We start from the raw sequence: 21,934 nt of genomic DNA on the forward strand, positions 1-21,934 counted from the left end.
GGTACAGGAGATGGTGATTTAACACAACGTTTAGCAGTAAAAGGTAAAGATGAATTAGCAGATATTGCAACAAGTGTAAATCTTTTTATCAAAAAAATACAAGATGTTATTATAAATGCGAAAGAGACAAGTAGTGAAAATGCTTCTATAGCCCATGAGCTTTCAACAACATCTTTAGCTGTTGGTAAACGCTCAGAAGAAGAGAGCATTATAGTATCTAATAGTGCACGTAGTGGTAATACTATCTTAGAAAATGTAGAAAGTTCTGTAAATATAGTAAAACATAATAGTGAACAATTAGACTTAGCTAATAGTAATTTTAAAACAATTCAAAAAGAGATGGATAAACTTAATATTCATCTTCAAGAGAGTTCCCAACAAGAGATAGAACTCTCCCATAAACTAAAAGAGACAAGCTCTAATACAGAAGATGTAAAAAATGTTTTAACAGTTATCTCTGATATTGCAGATCAAACAAATCTTTTAGCACTCAATGCTGCTATTGAAGCAGCTAGGGCGGGTGAACATGGACGTGGTTTTGCAGTGGTTGCTGATGAAGTAAGACAGTTGGCTGAGAGAACACAAAAAAGTTTAACTGAGATTAATACTACTATCAATATAGTCGTTCAAGCTATTTCAGATGCAAGTACACAGATGGATAGTAATTCAGCTGATATCTTAAAACTCTCAGATATATCTGCTAATTTAGAATCTATTGTAGTTGAAAATGCAAAAATCTTAGAAGACAATATTCAAAGTAATCATGAAAGTGTAAAAGAGACTTTAAAAATAAATGATTCTATACGTGATATGATTAAAGATATTCAAGAAGTAGAAACTATCGCTAGTGCTAATACGAGAAGTATTGAAGAAGTCGCAAGTGCTAGTGAGCATCTCTCTTCTATGACTAATAAACTTGATACTGAACTTGGCAAGTTTAAGGTGTAGATAGTATAACGATTGATAAGAGCTACTTGTTAAAGAAAGTAGCTCTATACATGTAAAAATTTTTTATTTTTTCAATACTTTAGAGAACAAACTAATATTTAATTTATAACAAAAAAACTTTTTATAAATGACAAATTCTAAAATCCTACTCAAGCAATAATCACTCACTAAGTATTGTTTATATATAATAAATAAATTTTAAATTTGGATAGTGAACATGATAAATTCGTTTAGAAATGCAACCATAGAAGACTTACCGCAAATCGTAAAGATTTATAATAAAGCCATAGAAGATGGAATTTCTACAGCTGATAGCATAAAAGTGACTCCAGATGAAAAAGTGGATTGGTTTAGAGCACATGATAGAGAAAAACGTCCTATTTTAGTAAAAGAGTATCATGGAAAAGTGATTGCTTGGTTATCTTTACAACCGTTTTATCCTCATCTTGCATATGAAAATAGTGCAAGAATAAATATATATATAGACACTAATTTTAGAGGAAAAAAACTTGGACAACAGTTTTTAAAAGAGATTATTGATCAGGCTGAAGATTATAATATTGAAAATTTTTTAGCACTTATTTTTGCTGATAACAATACTAGTTTACAGTTGTTTAAAAAACTTGGTTTTAAAGAGTGGGGGCATTTCCCTAGTGTTGCTAAAATCAATGATGAGAAAAAAGATCTTTTAATTTTGGGTTTAAACATAGAAAAATATGACAAATAAAATAAAATCTATCATCTTTGATATGGATGGAACTCTTCTTGATTCTAGTTATGCTTTGACTTGTAGCGTTAATTATGTGAGAGAAACATTGGGTTTAGGTCCTGTTGAAAAAGAGATGTTGGAGTATTATATAAATGAGCCTAATCAAAATTTAGCTAAAATTTTTTATGGTACACAAGAGTATAATCCTGAACATAAAGAACTTTTTGCAAAACATTATTTAAAAAATGCAAATAATCATGTAACTCCTTATGAAGGAGTTTATGATTTTTTAGAGTTTTTATATCAAAAAGATATTGTTCTTAGTATTGCTACAAATGCAGCAGATATTTTTGCACGTAACATGTTAAAAGGACAAGGAATGTTAGATTTCTTTTCTTTTATAGTTGGAGCAAACAATGTTGAACATTCAAAACCTCATCCTGATATGTTAGAACATATATCTAAACTTTCATCAATCCCACTTTCTCAAAGTATACTAGTGGGAGATAGCGTAAAAGACGAGGGTGCATCAATAAATGCTAATGTTGATTTTATGTTTGCAAAGTGGGGATATGGTAAAGCTCAAAATGCTAAAAATCAGTTTGAAAATATCAAAGAGCTACAAGATTACTTAGAAAGAATCCTTTAAAGATATTGATACTCTATTTTTTTCTAAATCTATATTTAAAATTCTTAAATTTTTAAATTGTTGATTTATGCTCATAACATCCATAAGATGTGAGATTCTTTTGTGAGAATACTCAGAGATATGTAAAAGAGCATCATTTTTAAGTCCTATATCTATAAAAGCTCCAAAGTCAGTGATGTTTCGTACAACTCCACTCACGATATCTCCCTCTTTTAACTCTTCTATACTTTTTATATCTTCACAAAAAGAGATCTCTTCTAACTCTTCTCTTATATCATATCCTGGTTTTTTGAGCTCTTGTAATATGTCTTTTAGACTCTCTACTCCACAATCAAACTCATATGAGAGTTTATGAAGTATATCTTCAGTCACTTGCGTCAAATCAAAATTCTCTTTTAAGTGTTTTGCAACATCATAATTTTCAGGATGAATACCACTATTGTCTAAAAAAGATTTTCCATTTTTAATCCTTAAAAAGCCTACACTTTGCTCATAAGCCTTCGCTCCAACACCCTTTACATGTAAAAGTTCTTTCTTACATGTAAAGCCTTTTATCTCCTCTCTATAAGCTACTATATTTTTTGCTAGTTTTTCACTGATACCAGAAACAAAAGAGAGGAGTTTGTAAGATGCTGAGTTCAAATCAACCCCAACACGATTGACTAAACTAAAGGTGACATCATTGAGTTTTTTAGCCAAATCACTTTGATTGACATCATGTTGATATTGTCCTATGCCTAAAGATTTTGGATCAATTTTCACTAAAGTAGCCATAGGATCACGAAGACGACCAGCAATCGATATTGCACCTCGTATAGTAACGTCTAAAAATCCATACTCTTCATTTGCTATTTTTGAAGCAGAGTACACTGAAGCTCCTATCTCACTTACAACTGCATACTTTACAGCTAACTTGTTTTCTTTAATAAGATTGGCTATAAAGTTTGCAGCTTCTTTTGAACCAGTTCCATTTCCTATTGCAATGGCACTTACTTTGTATTTTTTGATAAAATCTAAAACAATTTTACTTGCTTTACTCGTTTCGCTTAAAAGATACATAACATTTGAGTCTAAATAAGCACCATCTTTATCAATAACAGCAAGTTTACAACCTGTTTTAAATCCTGGGTCAATTCCAAGTATGACTTGATTTACTAAAGGTGGAGTGATTAAAAGTTCGTTGAGATTTTTACCAAAAAGGTTTATCGCATCATCGCTCGCTTTTTGTTTAAGTGCACTTAAAAGTTCTCTTTTTAAACTAGGGAGTAATAACCTTTTTAAACCATCTATATACGCACTTAACACCAGTTCTTTTGAATTATTTGCATGTTTTGGAATTCTATACTGTTTTATACCAGATATAAGATAATCTTCATCAGCTTCTACTTTTAAACTAATCTGTTTTTCATTTACCGCTCTTAAAATTGCTAAAATTTTATGAGATTTTATATAACTAGCTTTTTGTTTGACATTTGCTAACTCTTTATAAAGACCATTTTCTTCAAAAGTTTTTGTTTTTTTTGTAACAAGCAAACCATGATTTAAAAGATTTTTTCTTAAAGCATCTTTTGTACGTAACTCTTGAGAATAACGAAGGGCGATAATATCTTGTGCCCCTTGTATAGCCTCATCAATATTTTTTACATTGTTATTTAAAAAACCTTTTGCTTTATCATAAATTTCTTCAATAGAGTATCTCATAGACATAATAATATTTGCAAGACCTTCTAGTCCATTTTTGATAGCATCGTCTGCACGAGTGCTCTTAACACCCTTGTATGGCTCATATATATCTTCTAAAGATGTAAGCGTAATAGCTTTATCTAACAACTCTTGTAGTTTTGGAGTAAGAGCACCTTTTTCTTTTAAAGTATTTGCAATCTCTTCTTTTCTTTTTAAAAGTTTTAAACTGTATTCATATACTTCTTGAAATTTCAACAATACCTCATCACTTGCATTGTTTGTCATATCTTTTCTATATCTTGCTATAAAAGCAATCGTACATCCATCTTCAAGTAAATTTATTATGTTTTTTATACAGTTTTCACTTAAATCTGTTTTGGTTTTTAGTATCTCTATAATATTTTGCATTTATTTCCTATTCTTTAAAAAAAAGAATTATAGCAAGTATTGATAAAATTACTAAGCACCTGCTTGGATATGCATAGCAGTGCTGACATTTACAGGGATACGACTTATACCACTAGCTATCATTAATTCAACAACTTTATCATAAGACAATCCATTTGCAATCTCACAGGCTTTTGGAAAGTAACTTGAGCCTTTAGTCATGCCAGGTACTAAATTTGCCTCCATAAAGTAACATTCACCTTTTATATTTGTTTTAATGTCAATTCGTCCATAGTCTCTAACACCTAAACCATAAAAAGCAGCAGTAGCAAGTTTAATAAGATTTGTTTTTGTTTCAGGGGCATTAACTTTTTTTAATTCTTCAGAATCATCTTTTTTTGCCTGTTGTCCTAAAATCCTAAGTCCATTTGATGAAACTAAAGGATTTATCTCTATAGGAGAGATAAGTAATGTACCATCGCTATTTTGAACTACAGATACAGTAAACTCTTTACCACCCAAATACTCTTCAACTAAAATAGGAAGTTGAAATCTTTCAAACAATGAATCTACTTTAGTCTCAAAATCTATAAAATTTGTTACAAATGACAAATCATCAATCCCATTACCATTTGCAGCGTCAATAGGTTTTAGAAACAAAGGGAACTTTATAGGTAATTCTTGCATGGTTTTATACTCACCTGGTAATGCTGTAAAATAATCAGCCGTTTTTATTCCTAAACTTTTTAAATGATCTTTAGCCAAAACTTTATTGGAATCAAATTTTAATATTTCTCTTGAAGAAGCTGTATAATTTATAGAATGTTTAGCAAAATAATCACTCAACCAAATATCTTTTTTGTTTTTAAATGATAAATATTTGACAGCAAGAACAACTAAATCAGGTTTTCTATTGGCAATATTTTCTAAATCATTTTTAGTTGTACATATGTTTAATCTTACACTATGCCCTAGTTTTGTCATAGACTCTAGTATGGAGTTGCAAGATTTTATGTTTCCAAAACCACTCTCTTTTAATTCATTATTTGGTGTAGTAACAATTTCGATATTCATTAGTCTCGTTCCTTGTAAGAATGCATCAGTTTTTTAGTATAGTATTGTTATATATAATAAATAAAAGTGCATTTGAAGAAAGCCTAACAAAAATCTGTTAATGTTAATTCGAGTAGATCTAGGCTTTTAATGGGTTATCCTATATTTTTAAAAGACTTTAAAAACGGTATGATAATACAGATCGAGTATCATGATATTGTATTTAGTATAGCTAAATTTTTAGCTAAATTGTTTTATGTATAAATATAGTCACTCTTTTTCATAGCTTTTAGTATTTCGTATGTCTTAGAAACATCATAAGTTGCGCTGTGGTAAGAGTCTTGGTCAAAATCTATATTATAAAATTTACAAGTTTCATCAAGTTTTGGATTTTTAATATTTCCATTTTTGTTTAAAGCTTTTACGATATGACGATTTTCTTTCATCGTACAAAAATGATTTTCAAATGAAACGAGCTTATAAAGATGACGAAGTTCAAAGCTTATGTTGTGAGCTACTAAGGTTTTTGCTCCCTGACAAAACTTGACAAAATCCAAATCTTCTTTAAAATAGACACTATGATTGAGATTTTTTTCTTTTCTATACTGCAATACCATCTCAGGAGTTATCTTGTGTACTTCAAAAGAGAAACGATTAACAGGATAGCGAGATAAGTAGTATCTATGAAACATATCTGTTACAACATACTCATTATTTTTAATGGCAATTTTAGCAGCAGCTACCTCTATAACATCATGTTCGTTTGTTGAGTTAGTTTCAAAATCTAGAATTATCAATCTATTTTCCTTTAAAGATGGAATTATATCGTGTGAAGATTAAACCTAATTAATATGTAAGTGAAAATATAACATAGAAATATAGTATAATTCTTACATTAAAAGGGTATATTTATGAAACAAACAATAATTTCAAGTGGAAATAGTATTCAAGGAACAATTAATACTAGTGACGATTTAGTTGTTTTTGGTAAAACACAGGGAAAAATAGAAGCAAAAAATAGTGTAATAGTAGAAGCAAAAGGTTATGTTACTGGTCAAGTTATTGCAAATTCTTTATTTGTTAAAGGTGTTTTTGAAGGTAATGCTGAGTGCGATATTGTTCATATTATGGAAGGTGGAAAGGTTATAGGTGATATACTAAGTACAACTTTGATTATCGATAAGAAAGCATTTTTTGAAGGAAATAATAAAATTAAAAAAAATATGCTAAACCCATCAAAAGATATAAAATACACCTGTAAAGAACCAAATACTGATGATATCCTTCTATAAAAGATTTTTTTCTTTTACTATATGTAACTTTACGTAGCATTTGTTTTAAAGTTAAAATTAAATTAAATTATATACTTAATATTTATATCAATTTAAGATTTTAAGAGTAGTATTTTTTTGTTAGGATGAATTGTATAATTCATACATTAAAGCAAAGGAAATAAAATGGTTACTTTTCTATGTGCAGTAGTTTTATTATGTGTTGCATATTTTACATATGGTAAATTTGTAGAAAAAACTTTTGGAGCAGATGCCAATAGACCAACTCCTGCAACAACGCAAGCAGATGGTGTTGACTTCGTGCCTATGAATACGATGAAGGTATATTTAATCCAATTTTTAAATATAGCAGGTTTAGGTCCAATTTTTGGTCCGATTATGGGAGCACTTTATGGTCCTGCTGCATTTTTATGGATTATTGTAGGTTCAATTTTTGCTGGTGGTGTACATGATTATATGTCAGGTATGATGTCAGTGAGAACGGGTGGTAAGAGTATCGCTGAAATATCAGGGAACTATCTAGGTGAATACAGTAGATATGCAATGTTGTTTATTAGTGTAATGCTTCTTTTATTTGTTGGTGTTGTTTTTATTGTTGGACCTGCTGCACTTTTAGCAAATCTAACTTTTGACACTAGCGGAAAAGGTGTATTTGAAGGTACTATCTTTGCTAATAAAGTATTTTGGATATCTATTATTTTTGCCTATTATTTTATTTCAACTATTGTTCCTGTAGATAAAGTTATTGGTAAAATCTATCCACTTTTTGGTGCGGTTTTAATGTTTATGGCTTTTGGAGTTGGTGGAGCAATGTTATTTCATGGTTTAGCAATCCCAGAACTTACAGATATTAGTAGTTTTACACATCCAGCAGGTATCCCTATTTGGCCAGCACTTTTCTTTACTATTAGTTGTGGGGCACTAAGTGGTTTTCATGCAACACAATCTCCTCTTATGGCAAGAACTATAAAAAATGAGACATTAGGCCGTAAAGTATTTTATGGTGCGATGATTTCAGAAGCTGTTATAGCAATGATATGGGCGGCAGTTGGTATGGCTTATTTTCCTGAAGGAATTAATGGTTTAAGTGGTGTATTAGCTCAAGGTGGACCTGGTCTTGTAGTAAATAAAATTACTGTCGGATATCTTGGTATTGCTGGAGGTCTTTTAGCTATTTTAGGTGTTATTGTAGCTCCTATTACTTCTGGAGATACAGCATTTCGTTCTATTAGATTGACGATTTCAGATCGTTTTAATATGCCTCAAGCAAAAATAGTAAATCGTCTTATGATTGCTGTACCAATTTTTGTAATTGCTTTTTTAATTACACAAATTGGATTTAAAGCTATCTGGATGTACTTTACTTTTTCAAATCAGTTACTTTCAACATTTGTATTGTGGACAGCAACTGCATATTTATACCAACATGGTAGAAACTTTTGGATTTCAGCCTTGCCAGGTGTATTTATGAGTTCAAGTTTAGTGGGTTATATATTAACTGCTAAAGAATTCCCATTTGGTTTGAGTCATGATATTGCTGTAAATAGTGGAATTGTAACAGCAATTGTTATTATGATTTACTTAATTAAAATCGCTATATCTAGAAATAGTATAGAAGAAGATTCACAACCTGCATTTATTAAAAAATAAATAAAGGAATGCTTAAAGAAAGCTAGCGTTATTGTTAGCTTTCTTCCTCCTTATATAAAATAATCTATATATATCCACTAAAAGCTTAAAATATACCAATTAAAACTCCTATTTAAGGTACAAAACAGATTAAAAAAGAATTAGAAAATATTTTCAAAAAAGCTTGGGAATCGTATCTTTTTTTTGCTACAATTTGCCTAATTAACTCACAAGGAGAATTACTGATGTCATTTATTGAAGAATATAATAAAGAAGTAGAAGTTAGAGCAAAAGAGGGTATTCCTGCTCTTCCTTTGGATGCTAAACAAACAGCACAAGTAGTTGAGCTACTAAAGAGTGGTAATGAAGACCAAGAATTTTTATTAAACTTACTTGAAAATAGAGTTCCACCAGGCGTTGATGATGCAGCTTATGTTAAAGCAGCTTTCTTAAATGATATATCAAAAGGTAATGCTACATGTAGTGTTATAACTCCTGTAAAAGCAATACAGATTTTAGGTACGATGCTTGGTGGTTATAATGTTAAACCTTTGGTTGATGGTTTAAGTAGTAAAGATTCTGTCTTAGCACAAGCTTCTGCTGATGTACTAAAGCATATTGTTCTTGTATACGATGCATTTAATGATGTAGAAACTTTAGCAAAAACAAACTCTTTTGCAAAAGAAGTTTTAGAATCTTGGGCAAATGCTGAGTGGTTTACTTCAAAACCAGCACTTGCTGAAAAAATTACAGTTGCAGTACTAAAAGTACCAGGTGAGACCAATACGGATGATTTATCTCCTGCTAGTGAAGCATTTACAAGAAGTGATATACCTTTACATGCAAATGCAATGCTTGTTAAGAGACTTCCTGGTTCGATTGAAAAAATTAGAGAATTTCAAGCAGCTGGACACGAGGTTGCTTATATTGGTGATGTTGTAGGGACTGGTTCAAGTAGAAAATCAGGTATCAATTCAGTTCAATGGTTTATGGGTAGAGATATTCCATTTGTTCCAAATAAAAAAACTGGTGGATTAATTTTAGGTAGTACTATTGCACCTATTTTCTTTAATACAGCAGAAGATAGTGGAGCACTTCCAATTGAAGTAAATGTAGATGAGCTAGAAACTGGTGATATTATTGATGTATATCCTCTAGCTGGTAAAATTGAAAAAAATGGTACAGTAGTTGCCCAGTTTGAATTAGCACCTAATACTATTGCTGATGAATATAGAGCAGGAGGGAGAATTCCTCTTATTATTGGTCGTGGCTTAACTTCAAAGGCTAGGGCTTCTTTAGGTTTGGGTGCTGAAGATATTTTTGCTAAACCAGAACAACCAAGTGATAGCGGTAAAGGTTATACACAAGCGCAAAAAATGGTTGGAATTGCCTGTGGTGTTGCAGGTGTTCGACCAGGAATGTATGTTGAGCCTCAAACACTTACTGTAGGAAGCCAAGATACAACAGGACCTATGACAAGAGATGAAATTAAAGAACTTGCAGCGCTTGGCTTTAATGCTGATCTTGTAATGCAAAGTTTTTGTCATACAGCTGCTTATCCAAAACCAAGTGATGTTACTTTACAACATACTCTTCCTGATTTTATTAAAAATAGAAGTGGTGTAAGTCTTAGAGCAGGTGATGGTGTTATTCACTCATGGTTAAATCGTATGGTTCTTCCAGATACTGTTGGAACTGGTGGAGACTCTCATACACGTTTTCCTATTGGTATCTCTTTTCCAGCAGGTTCTGGTCTTGTTGCTTTTGCAGGTGTTACAGGTTCTATGCCTTTAAATATGCCTGAATCAGTTCTTGTTAGATTTAAAGGTGACTTGCAACCTGGAATTACTCTAAGAGACTTAGTAAATGCGATTCCTTATTATGCAATTAAAAAAGGACTTTTAACGGTTCCAAAGAAAAATAAGAAAAATGTATTTGCTGGGACTGTTTTAGAAATAGAAGGTTTACCAAAATTAAAAGTAGAACAAGCATTTGAGCTTAGTGATGCAGCAGCTGAAAGAAGTGCAGCAGCATGTAGTGTTCAACTTGATAAAGAACCTATTATAGAATATTTAAATTCAAATATCATTTTACTTGAATCTATGATAAAAGCAGGCTATGGTGATGCTGTAACTATTCAAAGAAGAGCAGATAAAATGAAAGAGTGGATTAAAAATCCTAATCTCGTAAAAGCTGATTCTGATGCAGAATATAAATCAATCATCGAAATTGATTTAGCAGAGATTACTGAGCCAATTTTAGCTTGTCCTAATGATCCAGATGATGTTGCAACGCTAAGTGAAATACTTGCAGATGATAAGAGACCAAATAAAATTGATGAAGTTTTTGTTGGTAGTTGTATGACAAATATTGGTCATTATAGAGCTTTAGGTGAAGTTCTTCAAGGTGAAGGCACAGTTCCAACAAGACTTTGGATAGCTCCTCCAACAAAAATGGATAAACGTCAACTTACAGAAGAGGGCTATTACTCACTCTTTGGAACTGCTGGAGCTCGTATAGAAATACCAGGATGTAGTTTATGTATGGGGAATCAAGCTCGTGTTGCTGATGGTGCTGTTGTTTTTTCAACAAGTACAAGAAACTTTGATAACCGTATGGGAATGGGTGCTCAAGTATATCTAGGAAGTGCAGAGCTTGCTGCTCTTTGTGCTTTACTTGGACGTCTACCAAGCGTAGAAGAGTATATGAGTTTAGTTCCTAAAAAGCTAGCAGGTAAGGAAGATAAAGTATACAAATACTTAAACTTTAACCTTATAGAAGATTTTGAACTAGTAGACTAATAAACAAGAGAGGTTCTTTTTAGAGAGAACCTCTTTTATGCTATACTTTATGCCTCTTAAAACAGACGTACTCAATTAAAAGGGAATCAATGGAAAATGAATTTTTAAGTGCAACATATATGACATTAGGTATAAATTTACTCTTTACACTTATAACACTTTTTGTGAGTGTATTTTTACTTTTATTGGTAGATAAGATACTTTTAAAAGATATAAATCTTCAAAATGAAATTAAAAATGGAAATATCGCAGCTTCTATTTTTGCTTCTTCTATTATGCTTTTTATAGCCATTATTATTGGTATGGGCATTCATTGATAAAAAACAAATTTAGCTATATTATTATTTTAATATGTCTTTTAGTTATTTATTATAGTAATTCTACAGAGAAACCCAGAAAAATAACTAAACCAAAGGCCATAGAAAAACCTAAGAAAGTAAGTAGACCAAAAATTATTGAAAAACCTAAGAAAGTAAATAAATCAAAGACTATTGAAAAACCTAGAAAAATAAATAAACCAACAATTGTAGAAAAAATTCCTAAAATCTATGATTTGAAAATTCCTAAAAAAGGTAAAGCACAAGAACTTACTACTATGAAGTATGCGAGAATTACACCAACTAAAGGTTCTCAAAAATATGGTTATTATATGTCTCTTAGAAAAAAGTTTATATTTGCAAGTGTTAAACCATCTACATTAAATAAGATGTATTTTGTCAATGGTTATTTAAATGGTTTTGTACCTTATAAAGTAGATAATATTTGGAAAATTTTACAATATATACAAACTAGGTTAAAATATCAGTTAGATGAAGTTGGTTATAACCATAGAAAAGAAGTGTGGCAAACATCAAAAGAGTCTTATATTAAACTTCGTGGGGATTGTGAAGACCATGCAATACTTTTAGCAGATTGGTTAATAGGTTTGGGTTATGATGCAAGAGTGGTTGCTGGTACTGTAAAACAAAGAGGTAAAAAACCAGCAGGACATGCATGGGTTGTTTTATTTAAAGATGGTAAAGAGTATCTACTTGAATCTACAAAAAAGTCAAAATGGAATAGTATCCCATATGCAAGTACTTTACCTTATTACTATCCAAAATATATGTTTAATAGAAAACAATTCTGGATAAATACTGGAAGCATTTTTACAACAAAATATTCAGGAAATAATTGGAAAAATAGTGGAAAGTTCATCCCTTATGACCAATACTATAAAGATTTAGACTCGTAATTACTTACTTTAATTAGAAAAAAATCACTAATTTGAAATATTTTAGTAACTTTTTAAGTTTTCCATTGACATTAGTACTAATTAGTAGTATAATTTTCTTAGGAGACGTGATATGAAGAAAAATGTTAAGTCTTACGGTGTAAGAACAGACAAATCAATGCAAACTTGGATGCAACTCTCTCGTGCTTTTTATAAAATCAGCACTAAAGAGATTCATTATTTTGCACAAAATGATTTGACTCTGAATCAGTTTAAAGTTCTTGAGGTTCTTTATCATAGAGGAAACTTAAATATAGGAAGTATTACTAAACTCACTATGAGTACACCTGGTAATATAACTGTTGTTGTAAGAAACTTAAAAAGAGATGGTTGGATATATACAGTAAAGGATGAGAATGATAAGAGATCAACTTTACTATCAATTAGCCCAAAAGGCACAGAAGTGATTGACCGTATATTTCCGACACATTCAAAGAATCTTACATCAAATTTTAAGATTTTAAATGATGAAGAGCTTAATACTTTATATATTTTGTTGAGAAAGTTACATAAATCACAGTAACTTTTTTATTTACATAGTACTAATAAAAAAAAGGAATAATATGAAATTAGTAAAAACAAGTTTAGTGGCAATTTTAGCAGCAGGCACATTATTTGCAGGAAATTATAATTTAGATGTAGCACATTCTAGTTTAGGATTTAAAGTAAAGCATATGATGGTTTCAAATGTTAAAGGAACATTTGATAAATTTAATGGTTCATTTGAATATGATGAAAAAGCTAAAAAGCTTGTAGCATTAAAAGGTACAGTTGATATTTCTTCAGTGAACACAGCAAATGCAAAAAGAGATGGTCACTTAAAAAGTGCGGATTTCTTTGATGTAGCAAAATTCCCAGAAATGAACTTTGAATTAACAAAAGTTGATGGAGATACTGCATATGGAAAATTGACTATGCATGGAATCACAAAAGAAGTTAAATTGGATTTTGAAAATAATGGAATTGTAAAAGATCCTTGGGGAAATACAAGAGTTGGTTTAGCTTTATATGGAAAAATAAACAGAAAAGATTTTGGTTTAGTATATAACTCTGCATTAGAAGCAGGTGGTGTTTTGATAGGTGATAAAGTAAAATTAGATATTGAATTAGAAGGAATTTTAGCTAAATAGGCTAATCTTTTACATGTAAGGATACTTAGTAGAAGTATCCTTTTTAATTTAGGAGAATAACAGATGTATACAATATTTGTTTCAAGTTTAAATGAAAATATGAAATTAGCGAATGTATTAAAAAAACAGTTGAATGAGTTAGATTATGAGGCTGAAATTATTAATCTTGTCAATTTAGAATTACCTTTGTATGATAGTTCAAAAGAACAAAATGGTATTCCTGTAGTGATTAATAAAATTACAGAAACTATGGAGAAATCACAAGGATATATTGTTATATCACCGGAATATAATTATTCGATACCTCCAATTCTTAGTAATTTTATAGCATGGGTATCTAGATCAAATGATGATTTTAGAAAAGTTTTTAATGAAAAATTTATTTTATTAGCAACACATAGTGGTTCTGGTGGTACTGATGTTTTAAACGCAATGAGAAATCAGTTTACAAAATTAGGCTCAATTATTATGCCTAGAGAAATTATTACAACATACGAAAAAGCATTAGAGTTTGATAGTAGTAAAAAAATACTACAACAATTTATAAAATTTGCAAGATAAATTAGGAAAGAAGATATGTTACCAACATTATTTATATCTCATGGTTCACCGCAACTTGCTATCATGGAACATGACGTTGCTGATTTTTTGCAGAAACTACCAAATAAATTTGAGAAACCAAAATATATTATCATAGTATCAGCTCATTGGACTAGTGATAATTTAAAGATTTTAGTAAATGAAAATCCTACAATTATATATGATTTTTATGGATTTCCTAAAGAATTATATCAAGTTGAATATCCGGTAGAAAATGATATTAAGTATGTTAATAAAGTATATGAAACTATAAAAAGCTCAAAAATAGATATAGAAAAAGATGAATCAAGAATAGGTTACGACCATGGCGTATGGGCACCACTTAGTTTAATGTATAAAGATGCAGATATTCCAGTAGTACAATTGTCCTTACCTATACATTTCTCAGGTAAAAAACTTATGCAAATTGGTGCAGCTTTACAAAGTCTAAGAGATGAAGCTCTTATTATTGGAAGTGGCAATATGACTCATAATTTATTTGATTCACAATGGGAAGATGAAGCTCCAATTAAAGAGTATGCAAGAGAGTTTAGAGATTGGGTAGTGAAAAACATTGAAAATAAAAATGAAGATTTATTGGTAGATTTAATCAATCAAGCACCATATTGTGCTAAAAATCATCCTTCACTTGACCATCTTTTACCATTTTTTGTAGCCTATGGTGCTTCAAAAGGTAAAACTGGAATTGCTATGAATGATGTTTACATGTATGCAAACCAATCTATGGAAATGGTACTCTTTAAAGATTAATCATGTTAAAAAAATTATCAAAAGAAAATATGGGAGCTTCAAATCTAGGTTGGCTAGAGAGTAGATTTCATTTTTCATTTGCAGAGTATAGAAATCCAAAAAATATAAATTTTGGGGCATTAAGAGTACTTAACGATGATATTATTCATCCCCAAGGTGGATTTGCTAAACATCCTCACAAAGATATGGAAATTATCTCTTATGTTGTAGATGGAGAGATAACCCATAAAGATAGTATGGGCAATGAAAAAACCCTAAAAAGAGGGGAGGTTCAGTATATGAGTGCTGGAACAGGAGTAATGCATTCAGAATACAATCTTAGTAAAACTGAGGATTTGAGATTGTTGCAGATTTGGATACTTCCGCCTCAAAAAAACATGCAAACTTTGTATGGTTCACACAGATATAAAGAAAATGAAAGACAAAACAGACTTTTAAATATCGTATCATCTTTAAAGGGAGATGCAAAAGTAAAGATACACCAAGATATAGAAATATACGTGAGTGAAACTACTCAAGAGATACAATACAGCATAAAAAAGGATAAGCAGATATATTTTGTTCAGATTGAAGGGGAAAGCCTTATTAATGAACAAGTGAGTCTAAGCGCTGGAGATGCGATGGAAATAACCGATGAAAATCTCTTACATGTAAAGCCCTTGGGAAAAATACACTTTCTTTTTATCGAACTAAAGAGTGAATTTTAAAAGTCCCATTATTTATCTCTGTATCTATTTCATCTGAATGCTTACATGTATAGGTGTAACCTAGTTCAATCATCATTTTAGTAAATTTTCCTTGGTTTCCTCTACCTGGATCAATGATTATAATTTCACAATTTTTATTTGCATGAGCATTTATAAATTCTGAGAGCATATGGGCATGATCTCTTTCATAAAGCAAATCACTCCCTATAATCAAATCAAATTTACCAAGAGTATCATCATTATCACTCCATCCTGTCCGCTCAAATGGAATATCTTCATCATTATTTAATAAAGAGTTTCTATTGAGAAATTTTTGAACTTGTGGATGATAATCTGTTGCTGTTATATCAGCAAGTCTATGGTTTAACACTAAACTAGCAAGACCAATACCACATCCAACTTCTAATATTCTTTTATTTTTAATATCAAAATCACTCATCAAAGAAGCAAGTACTTTACTCGATGGCCATATCTGACCAAATAAAGGCCAAGAAGCAGAAGAAATACCAAGGTCCTCCGCTTCATTATCTATATCTTCATATTGTTGGTTATCACGAAGTATACATGTATGTATATCTATATCATTAAATTCTACTGTTTGATACTTAACTCTTAAGTTGGACATTTTTTTCCCGTATTTAATAGACTTAATTATAAAGTTCGCTAAACTTTTAGGATGAAGTAGAGTAGACATAATTCATACAAAAGATGTGATATACATCTATAATATAAACTACTATAGCAAATTTTTATAATAAAAACAAATTATTATGATTAAATGATATTTTATGCTAGTATAATGCCCATAAATTTAAAATCTAAGGAAAAGTATGAAATCAATATACATGTATGTTGTTGGTATTTTAGTCATTGTCGGGATTGGGGTTACACCTGTTGTTATGAAACAACAAGTAAATAAAACAGTAGAAAAACAAAAACAAACTATGTTAAAAAATGGTTTAAAATTAACTATACTTAAAGAAGAAGGATATTTAAAAAGTACTAGAGATTTTGAGTTAGAAGTTGTTAATGCTAAACAGTTTAGAGATTATGTCTTTTCAAAAATACCTACAACTAACCCTACTGTACAACAGTTAATTACAATGTATACAAAAGAGAGTGAAAAAGATATTAGACCTGCTCTTGATGGTTTTTTATTTAAAGGGTCAATAAAAAATTCTAATTTACTACCTGAAGATATTAAAGTTGAAATGTCTTTAGTGAAACTCTCTACTAAAATGATGCAAGAGATAAATAAAAATAAAAAAATTGCTGATTTAATTAAACCTTTGCTAGATGAAAAAATATTGACTTTTTTTGTTACTTTAGATGCTAAAGAAAAAGTAAAAGAAATTGTTATGAAAGATATTGAAAAAAGCATAAAGATAGAGAATGAAATAATTGATATAGTATTAAAAGGTCATAAGTTAGTTTTAAATAATAGTGAAAAAATAGTAGGGGTATATTCATTTGATACCCAATCATTAAAAACAAAAGATTATTATATTACACTCAATGGTTTAAACTATAAATTTAATTATTTAAGTGATTTTAATAATGCTGGTAGTTTTCATCTTGGTAATATTACTATAAAAAATGGTTTGGGTGTTAGAAAACCATCTTTTAATCTTAAAAGCTTTGATATGGCAAGTACCGTTAAAACGATTGATAATATCCTAAATGCTGATATTAATTATGATATAAAAGGAATAGATTTTACTACTAGAGAAAAGTTTATGCTAGATGCTATGAACTTAAAAATCAATATTGATGGTTTAAATAAAGATGATGTACTCACTCTTAGTAATGCTTATAGTAATATCTACACTAATGCTTTTATACGTGGATATACTCAATCAAGTAAAACTAAAAACTCTACATTAACACAAAAAGATATGAAAATTTATACTGATAGTATTCAAAAGATTATTAATCAGGGATTTGATGGGACGATTGATGTTTCTATAAATGGTGTACATTTTGCAAAGGTTGGATTAAAAAATATTGATTTATCTTTAAAATGTAATGTAGAAAAAAATTCTTACACTATTCATGATATGAACTTAGTTAATGCTTTACATGTAAATGGTGCTATTAGTATGAATGAAGAAGATTTGAAAACTTTATCTTTATTAAATAGACAAGTTAAACAATTTAGCAATCTTGCTCAAAAAGAAGCTGATAGAGTAGTTTTTAATCTTAAATTCGAACAAGGAAAAATGTTTATTAACGGAAAAAAACTATAATAAAAAAGCCCTTACTATAGGGCTTTTATCTCTATTTATTAATAATTAACCAAGAAGTGAGTACACTACTCTAATATTTACATGTAGGGATTTTTATGTTAACAGACAAAATACGCTCTAAAGAGAGTGGCATACTCTTTTATGGTCTAACACCACCAAAAGCAAAACATACAAAAGAAGAATTAGAAACAATAGCAGCTAAACATATTGAGCGGTTAAATAACTTAGATATAGATGGTCTTGTTTTATATGATATACAAGATGAATCTGATAGAACAGATATAGAACGACCTTTTCCTTTTATCAAAACACTTGATCCTTGTGATTACGCAAAAAATTATCTTGATGCTCCATTAAAATTTCCTATTGTTGTGTATAAAGCAGTTGGAAAGTACGACAAAGATGAATTTCGTTTATGGCTTCAAGAAAGAGTTGGAAAAAGATTTCACACTGTATTCGTAGGAGCTGCTAGTAAAGATACTAAAGTTACTATTGGGATGAAAGAAGCCTATGACTTAAAAAAAGAGATAAGTCCTGATATAACGCTTGGCGGTATAATGATCCCTGAGCGTCACATAGTGAAGCATGATGAGCATTTAAGAGTGTTCTCAAAGATAGATAACGGTTGTGAGTTTTTTGTCTCTCAGTGTGTTTATGACCTTATGGCTGCTAAAAAGTTTCTGGATGATTATGCGGCTTATGCAAAAGAACATAATAAACCATTGGTTCCTATTATCTTTACAATAACCCCTTGTGGTTCAGCAAAAACTCTAGATTTTATGAAATGGCTTGGCATCAATATACCAACACACTTAGAAGAGAGATTGAAAAACTCTGAAGATATTTTACATGATTCTGTAAAACTAAGCCGTGATATTTTTGAAATACTCTATTTTTATGGAAAAGGCAAAGGTATACCTGTAGGATGTAATGTTGAAAGTGTCGCTATAAGAAAAGCTGAGATTGAGGCTTCAATAGAGTTACTTCATGACATCCAAAAAATAATGGAAAGATAGATTTGAGTCAAATAGTTTTAAGTACCTTCAACGCAAGATACACGCACACGGCTCTAGGTTTAAGATACCTTTTTGCAAATCTCAAAGAACTTCAAGAAGTTGCAAAAATAAAAGAGTTTGTAATCAATACCCAAGTAGCAGATGCGGTAGAGAGTGTATTGAGTGAAAACCCCAAAATAGTTGGGATTGGGGCTTATATTTGGAATGCCAATGAAGTAGGGGAGTTTATAGAGATTCTTAAAAAAGTTGCTCCTGAAATTATCATCATAGTAGGTGGTCCTGAAGCTAGTTACTTTCCTCATAGAGTTGATTTTAGTGGAGCAGATTATTTTATACAAGGTGAGGGTGATATAGCTTTTTATGAGCTTTGTAGAGCTATTTATGACGATAAAGCACCTACACAAAAGATTATCAAAGCTGATATGGTTGATTTAAATGCCATCAAACTTCCTTATGCTTATTATAGTGATGAAGATGTCGCTCATAGACAGTGTTACGTTGAAGCGAGTCGTGGTTGTCCTTATTCGTGTGAATTTTGTCTCTCATCACTTGATAAAAAAGTAAGAAACATTGAGCCTGAAAAATTTTTACAAGAGATGGAAACACTTTGGAATAGGGGTGTAAGAAGTTTTAAGTTTATAGATAGAACTTTTAATCAAGGAATTACTACAGCAAACAGGCTGATGGATTTTTTCCTTTCAAAAGAGCCTCCTTATTTTATACATTTTGAAGTTATCCCAGACAATTTTCCTGAATCTATCAAAGAGAGAATCAAAGAGTTTCCACCTTCATCACTACAATTAGAAGTCGGGATTCAGACACTTGACCCAGTTATATCACAAAATATATATAGAAAACTCAACATAGAAAAAATAAGAAAAAATCTTCATTTTTTAGAAAATGAAACAAAAGCACATTTACATGTAGACTTAATAGTAGGGCTTCCAGGAGAGAGTATTGAGCAGTTTGGTAAAAACCTTGATATGTTATATGGCATGACAAGATGCGAGATACAAATAGGCATTTTGAAAAAACTCTCAGGAACTACAATCAATAGACATGATGAAATCCATGGTATGGTCTATTCAGACAAACCTCCCTATGATATCTATCAAAACAATCTCATACCATTTGATATGATGCAAAAAATGAAACGATTTGCAAGATTTTGGGATATGGTTTATAACAGTGGTAATTTTAAAAAGAGTGTTACGTACCTTTTTGCTGAGGGTAAAGTGTTTGATGGTTTTTTCGCTTTTTCTGAGTGGATATATGAACAAACAGAATCTACTTGGCAAATCTCACTCGATAGACTAGCAGGATTTGTGTTTAAATACATCACTGAAGTTTTACATGTAGATATAGAAGTAGCAAAAGAGACTATGATAGAAGACGTCATGGTAGTACGCGGAAGAAAACTTCCTAAATTTTTACGTATAGAAATAGAAAACAAAAAAACAAGAAAAGAAGAGGCTAAGACCTTTAATAAACGTCAGCTAAAACACTCTACTTAAATTTGAGTATGCACCCATTTTTTAATCTCTAGAGCAAACTCTTGTGGTTTTTCTAAAGGTAACATATGTGCTGCACCTGGAAATTCAATAAATATAGCATTTTTTTTACGTTTTGACATGATATTCATCCATGATTTTTTGATAAGCACATCGTCGCTACTATAGCAAAAGGTCATAGGGTGGTGTAAATTTACAAGCCCCGTTATAATCGTTTCACGTTTTACAATAGCTTCTATTTGTTTTGTTAATGCAACTATACCAAGTTTTGCATACATCTCTTGCAATATATTGATTAGCTCTTTATTTTCATGATTAATTGGGTCTAAAAGAATCCGTATTCTATCAATACCAAGTCCTCTAAAACCATTGTTATGGATATAATTTAATCCAGCTTCACGTTTTTGAATTTCTTCATGAGAAAATGCTTTCGCACTGCTTGAAGCCAAAAAAAGTCTATCTATTTTCTCTGGATATTTGACAGAAAAATATGCAGCTAAATAGCCACCTAGAGAAAAGCCAAGCAAGTTAATCGGTTTATCAGGAAAAAATGCTAACAGTTCCTCTGCCATCTCACAAAAGTTGTTTTTTAAGGGAATAGGTACATGAATAAGTTCATAGTTTTCATCAAATAAAGGAATAATCTTAGACCAAAGTCTTTCATCACACATTGATCCAGGTAGGAGATATATTGTAGTTTTCATAAAGAAATAATATCTAAAAATACTTTTAAAATTGTAAAATTGTATTTTAAATATTACTATTCTTTAAATAAGAAAGTTTTGCAGATTAATTATATAAAAATTAATTTAAAAATAATTATATATTAAATTTAGTTAGACTTCAGTTTATGTGAAAATTACAGTCCATATTTTAGCGTTTAACTTACAAAAATTGGCATTTCATCATACACATTTCATGCAAAAATAATAGACTTATTAAATAATAATTTATCTATCAATATAGATTAAATGTAAAAGGAGAAATTAAGTATGTTTGAATTATTTAAAACTCGCGCTGAAGCTTCTGGTAATACAGAAGTGAAACGTTTTGAAACAACATTAGAAGCACTTGATTTTATTAATGACTTCTTAAAAGAAGAGAATATTCAAGATGTAGCAGGCTCTTATGCAGTGTGGGCAGATGGTCCACTTTTAAAACAAATTGACACAAAAGTAATGGAGAAAAAATTTCCAGGGCTTAGTTTTAATGTTACACGTGAGTTAGCAAAAGGTGCTAGAGTTGGTATATCTCAATTAAAATGGGGGATTGCTGAACTAGGTAGTATGGCACAAGACTCTGCTGATGTAGAACAGCGTTTAGCCTCAGCACTATCTTGGATTCATGTCGCAATTCTTCCTACTACAAAAATTGTTGCTAATTTAGCTGATTTTATGAAAAAAATGCATCCAAAAGAGTATAAATATATGACCCTAATTACTGGAGCTAGTAAAACAGCAGATATTGAAAGAGTACTTGCTTTAGGTGTTCATGGGCCAGATAGGCTTGTGATTCTTTGTGTAGATGATTTAGAAGTAGAAGGAGCGTAA

The 21,934-nt window shown here is 30.5% G+C and carries 21 protein-coding genes and 1 pseudogene; 17 read left to right on the top strand and 5 right to left on the bottom strand.

The window, feature by feature from the left end; genetic code table 11:
* The 3 genes and pseudogenes from K354_RS15350 to K354_RS0112055 all read left to right on the top strand — a co-directional run.
* Positions 1–649, top strand: a pseudogene (locus tag K354_RS15350) (methyl-accepting chemotaxis protein); the annotation flags it as partial.
* Between the two features lie 516 nt (positions 650–1,165).
* A complete protein-coding gene (locus tag K354_RS0112050; RefSeq protein ID WP_037940785.1) occupies positions 1,166–1,675 on the top strand; it encodes a GNAT family N-acetyltransferase in 510 nt (169 codons plus the stop codon).
* Positions 1,665–2,306 carry an HAD family hydrolase gene (locus K354_RS0112055; RefSeq protein ID WP_024955753.1) on the top strand — a complete coding sequence of 214 codons (642 nt, stop codon included), beginning with the start codon at positions 1,665–1,667 and terminating at the stop codon, positions 2,304–2,306. The genes K354_RS0112050 and K354_RS0112055 overlap by 11 nt, the downstream gene beginning before the upstream one ends.
* On the opposite strand, the gene K354_RS0112060 is transcribed toward K354_RS0112055, so the two are convergent.
* From K354_RS0112060 to K354_RS0112075, 3 genes are all read right to left on the bottom strand, one after another.
* The gene (locus tag K354_RS0112060) at positions 2,289–4,397 is read right to left on the bottom strand and encodes a helix-hairpin-helix domain-containing protein (RefSeq protein WP_024955754.1); all 2,109 of its coding nucleotides are present in this window, start codon (positions 4,395–4,397) and stop codon (positions 2,289–2,291) included. The genes K354_RS0112055 and K354_RS0112060 overlap by 18 nt on opposite strands.
* 51 nt (positions 4,398–4,448) lie before the next feature.
* Positions 4,449–5,450 (bottom strand): D-alanine--D-alanine ligase family protein, encoded by a 1,002-nt coding sequence (locus K354_RS0112065; protein ID WP_024955755.1) that lies wholly within the window; start codon positions 5,448–5,450, stop codon positions 4,449–4,451.
* 233 nt (positions 5,451–5,683) lie between these two features.
* Positions 5,684–6,226, bottom strand: a complete 543-nt coding sequence (locus K354_RS0112075) for a 3'-5' exonuclease (RefSeq protein ID WP_024955756.1) — start codon at positions 6,224–6,226, stop codon at positions 5,684–5,686.
* A gap of 114 nt (positions 6,227–6,340) precedes the next feature.
* Between K354_RS0112075 and K354_RS14355 the strand changes: the two genes are divergently transcribed.
* The 10 genes from K354_RS14355 (at position 6,341) to K354_RS0112125 (ending at position 15,611) form a co-directional block, all read left to right on the top strand.
* Positions 6,341–6,721 carry a bactofilin family protein gene (locus tag K354_RS14355; RefSeq protein ID WP_024955757.1) on the top strand — a complete coding sequence of 127 codons (381 nt, stop codon included), beginning with the start codon at positions 6,341–6,343 and terminating at the stop codon, positions 6,719–6,721.
* Between the two features lie 165 nt (positions 6,722–6,886).
* On the top strand, positions 6,887–8,371 hold the full coding sequence (locus K354_RS0112085) for a carbon starvation CstA family protein (protein ID WP_024955758.1): 1,485 nt from the start codon (positions 6,887–6,889) through the stop codon (positions 8,369–8,371).
* A 224-nt stretch (positions 8,372–8,595) separates the two neighbouring features.
* Positions 8,596–11,151, top strand: a complete 2,556-nt coding sequence (gene acnB, locus K354_RS0112090) for a bifunctional aconitate hydratase 2/2-methylisocitrate dehydratase (RefSeq protein WP_024955759.1) — start codon at positions 8,596–8,598, stop codon at positions 11,149–11,151.
* A gap of 89 nt (positions 11,152–11,240) precedes the next feature.
* Positions 11,241–11,468, top strand: a complete 228-nt coding sequence (locus tag K354_RS0112095) for a DUF350 domain-containing protein (RefSeq protein ID WP_024955760.1) — start codon at positions 11,241–11,243, stop codon at positions 11,466–11,468.
* Positions 11,465–12,385: a transglutaminase domain-containing protein gene (locus K354_RS14805; protein ID WP_024955761.1), complete on the top strand. Its 921-nt coding sequence runs from the start codon at positions 11,465–11,467 to the stop codon at positions 12,383–12,385. The genes K354_RS0112095 and K354_RS14805 overlap by 4 nt, the downstream gene beginning before the upstream one ends.
* A gap of 112 nt (positions 12,386–12,497) precedes the next feature.
* Entirely contained in the window at positions 12,498–12,947 is a 450-nt protein-coding gene (locus K354_RS0112105) for a MarR family winged helix-turn-helix transcriptional regulator (RefSeq protein ID WP_024955762.1), read from the top strand.
* Positions 12,948–12,987: 40 nt separating this feature from the next.
* Positions 12,988–13,554 carry a YceI family protein gene (locus K354_RS0112110; RefSeq protein ID WP_024955763.1) on the top strand — a complete coding sequence of 189 codons (567 nt, stop codon included), beginning with the start codon at positions 12,988–12,990 and terminating at the stop codon, positions 13,552–13,554.
* 63 nt (positions 13,555–13,617) lie between these two features.
* Complete coding sequence (locus tag K354_RS0112115; protein WP_024955764.1) at positions 13,618–14,115, top strand: NADPH-dependent FMN reductase; 498 nt, start codon at positions 13,618–13,620, stop codon at positions 14,113–14,115.
* Between the two features lie 15 nt (positions 14,116–14,130).
* Positions 14,131–14,904, top strand: a complete 774-nt coding sequence (locus K354_RS0112120; protein WP_024955765.1) for a DODA-type extradiol aromatic ring-opening family dioxygenase — start codon at positions 14,131–14,133, stop codon at positions 14,902–14,904.
* 2 nt (positions 14,905–14,906) lie between these two features.
* Positions 14,907–15,611: a pirin family protein gene (locus K354_RS0112125; protein ID WP_024955766.1), complete on the top strand. Its 705-nt coding sequence runs from the start codon at positions 14,907–14,909 to the stop codon at positions 15,609–15,611.
* On the opposite strand, the gene K354_RS0112130 is transcribed toward K354_RS0112125, so the two are convergent.
* Positions 15,586–16,236, bottom strand: coding sequence for a class I SAM-dependent methyltransferase (locus K354_RS0112130; RefSeq protein WP_024955767.1), 651 nt, complete (start codon positions 16,234–16,236; stop codon positions 15,586–15,588). The genes K354_RS0112125 and K354_RS0112130 overlap by 26 nt on opposite strands.
* A 205-nt stretch (positions 16,237–16,441) precedes the next feature.
* On the opposite strand from K354_RS0112130, the gene K354_RS0112135 reads away from it, so the two are divergent.
* The 3 genes from K354_RS0112135 to K354_RS0112145 all read left to right on the top strand — a co-directional run bounded on the left by K354_RS0112135 (position 16,442) and on the right by K354_RS0112145 (position 20,387).
* Positions 16,442–17,857 carry a YdgA family protein gene (locus K354_RS0112135; protein WP_024955768.1) on the top strand — a complete coding sequence of 472 codons (1,416 nt, stop codon included), beginning with the start codon at positions 16,442–16,444 and terminating at the stop codon, positions 17,855–17,857.
* A 95-nt stretch (positions 17,858–17,952) separates the two neighbouring features.
* Positions 17,953–18,873 carry a methylenetetrahydrofolate reductase gene (locus tag K354_RS0112140; RefSeq protein WP_024955769.1) on the top strand — a complete coding sequence of 307 codons (921 nt, stop codon included), beginning with the start codon at positions 17,953–17,955 and terminating at the stop codon, positions 18,871–18,873.
* Between the two features lie 2 nt (positions 18,874–18,875).
* Positions 18,876–20,387 (top strand): B12-binding domain-containing radical SAM protein, encoded by a 1,512-nt coding sequence (locus K354_RS0112145; RefSeq protein ID WP_024955770.1) that lies wholly within the window; start codon positions 18,876–18,878, stop codon positions 20,385–20,387.
* Here the strand turns inward: K354_RS0112145 and K354_RS0112150 are convergent.
* Complete coding sequence (locus K354_RS0112150; protein WP_024955771.1) at positions 20,384–21,088, bottom strand: alpha/beta fold hydrolase; 705 nt, start codon at positions 21,086–21,088, stop codon at positions 20,384–20,386. The genes K354_RS0112145 and K354_RS0112150 overlap by 4 nt on opposite strands.
* Before the next feature lie 288 nt (positions 21,089–21,376).
* Between K354_RS0112150 and K354_RS0112155 the strand changes: the two genes are divergently transcribed.
* Entirely contained in the window at positions 21,377–21,934 is a 558-nt protein-coding gene (locus K354_RS0112155) for a LutC/YkgG family protein (protein ID WP_024955772.1), read from the top strand.

Origin of the sequence: Sulfurospirillum arcachonense DSM 9755, from assembly GCF_000597725.1 — a bacterium.
GTDB lineage: Bacteria > Campylobacterota > Campylobacteria > Campylobacterales > Sulfurospirillaceae > Sulfurospirillum_A > Sulfurospirillum_A arcachonense.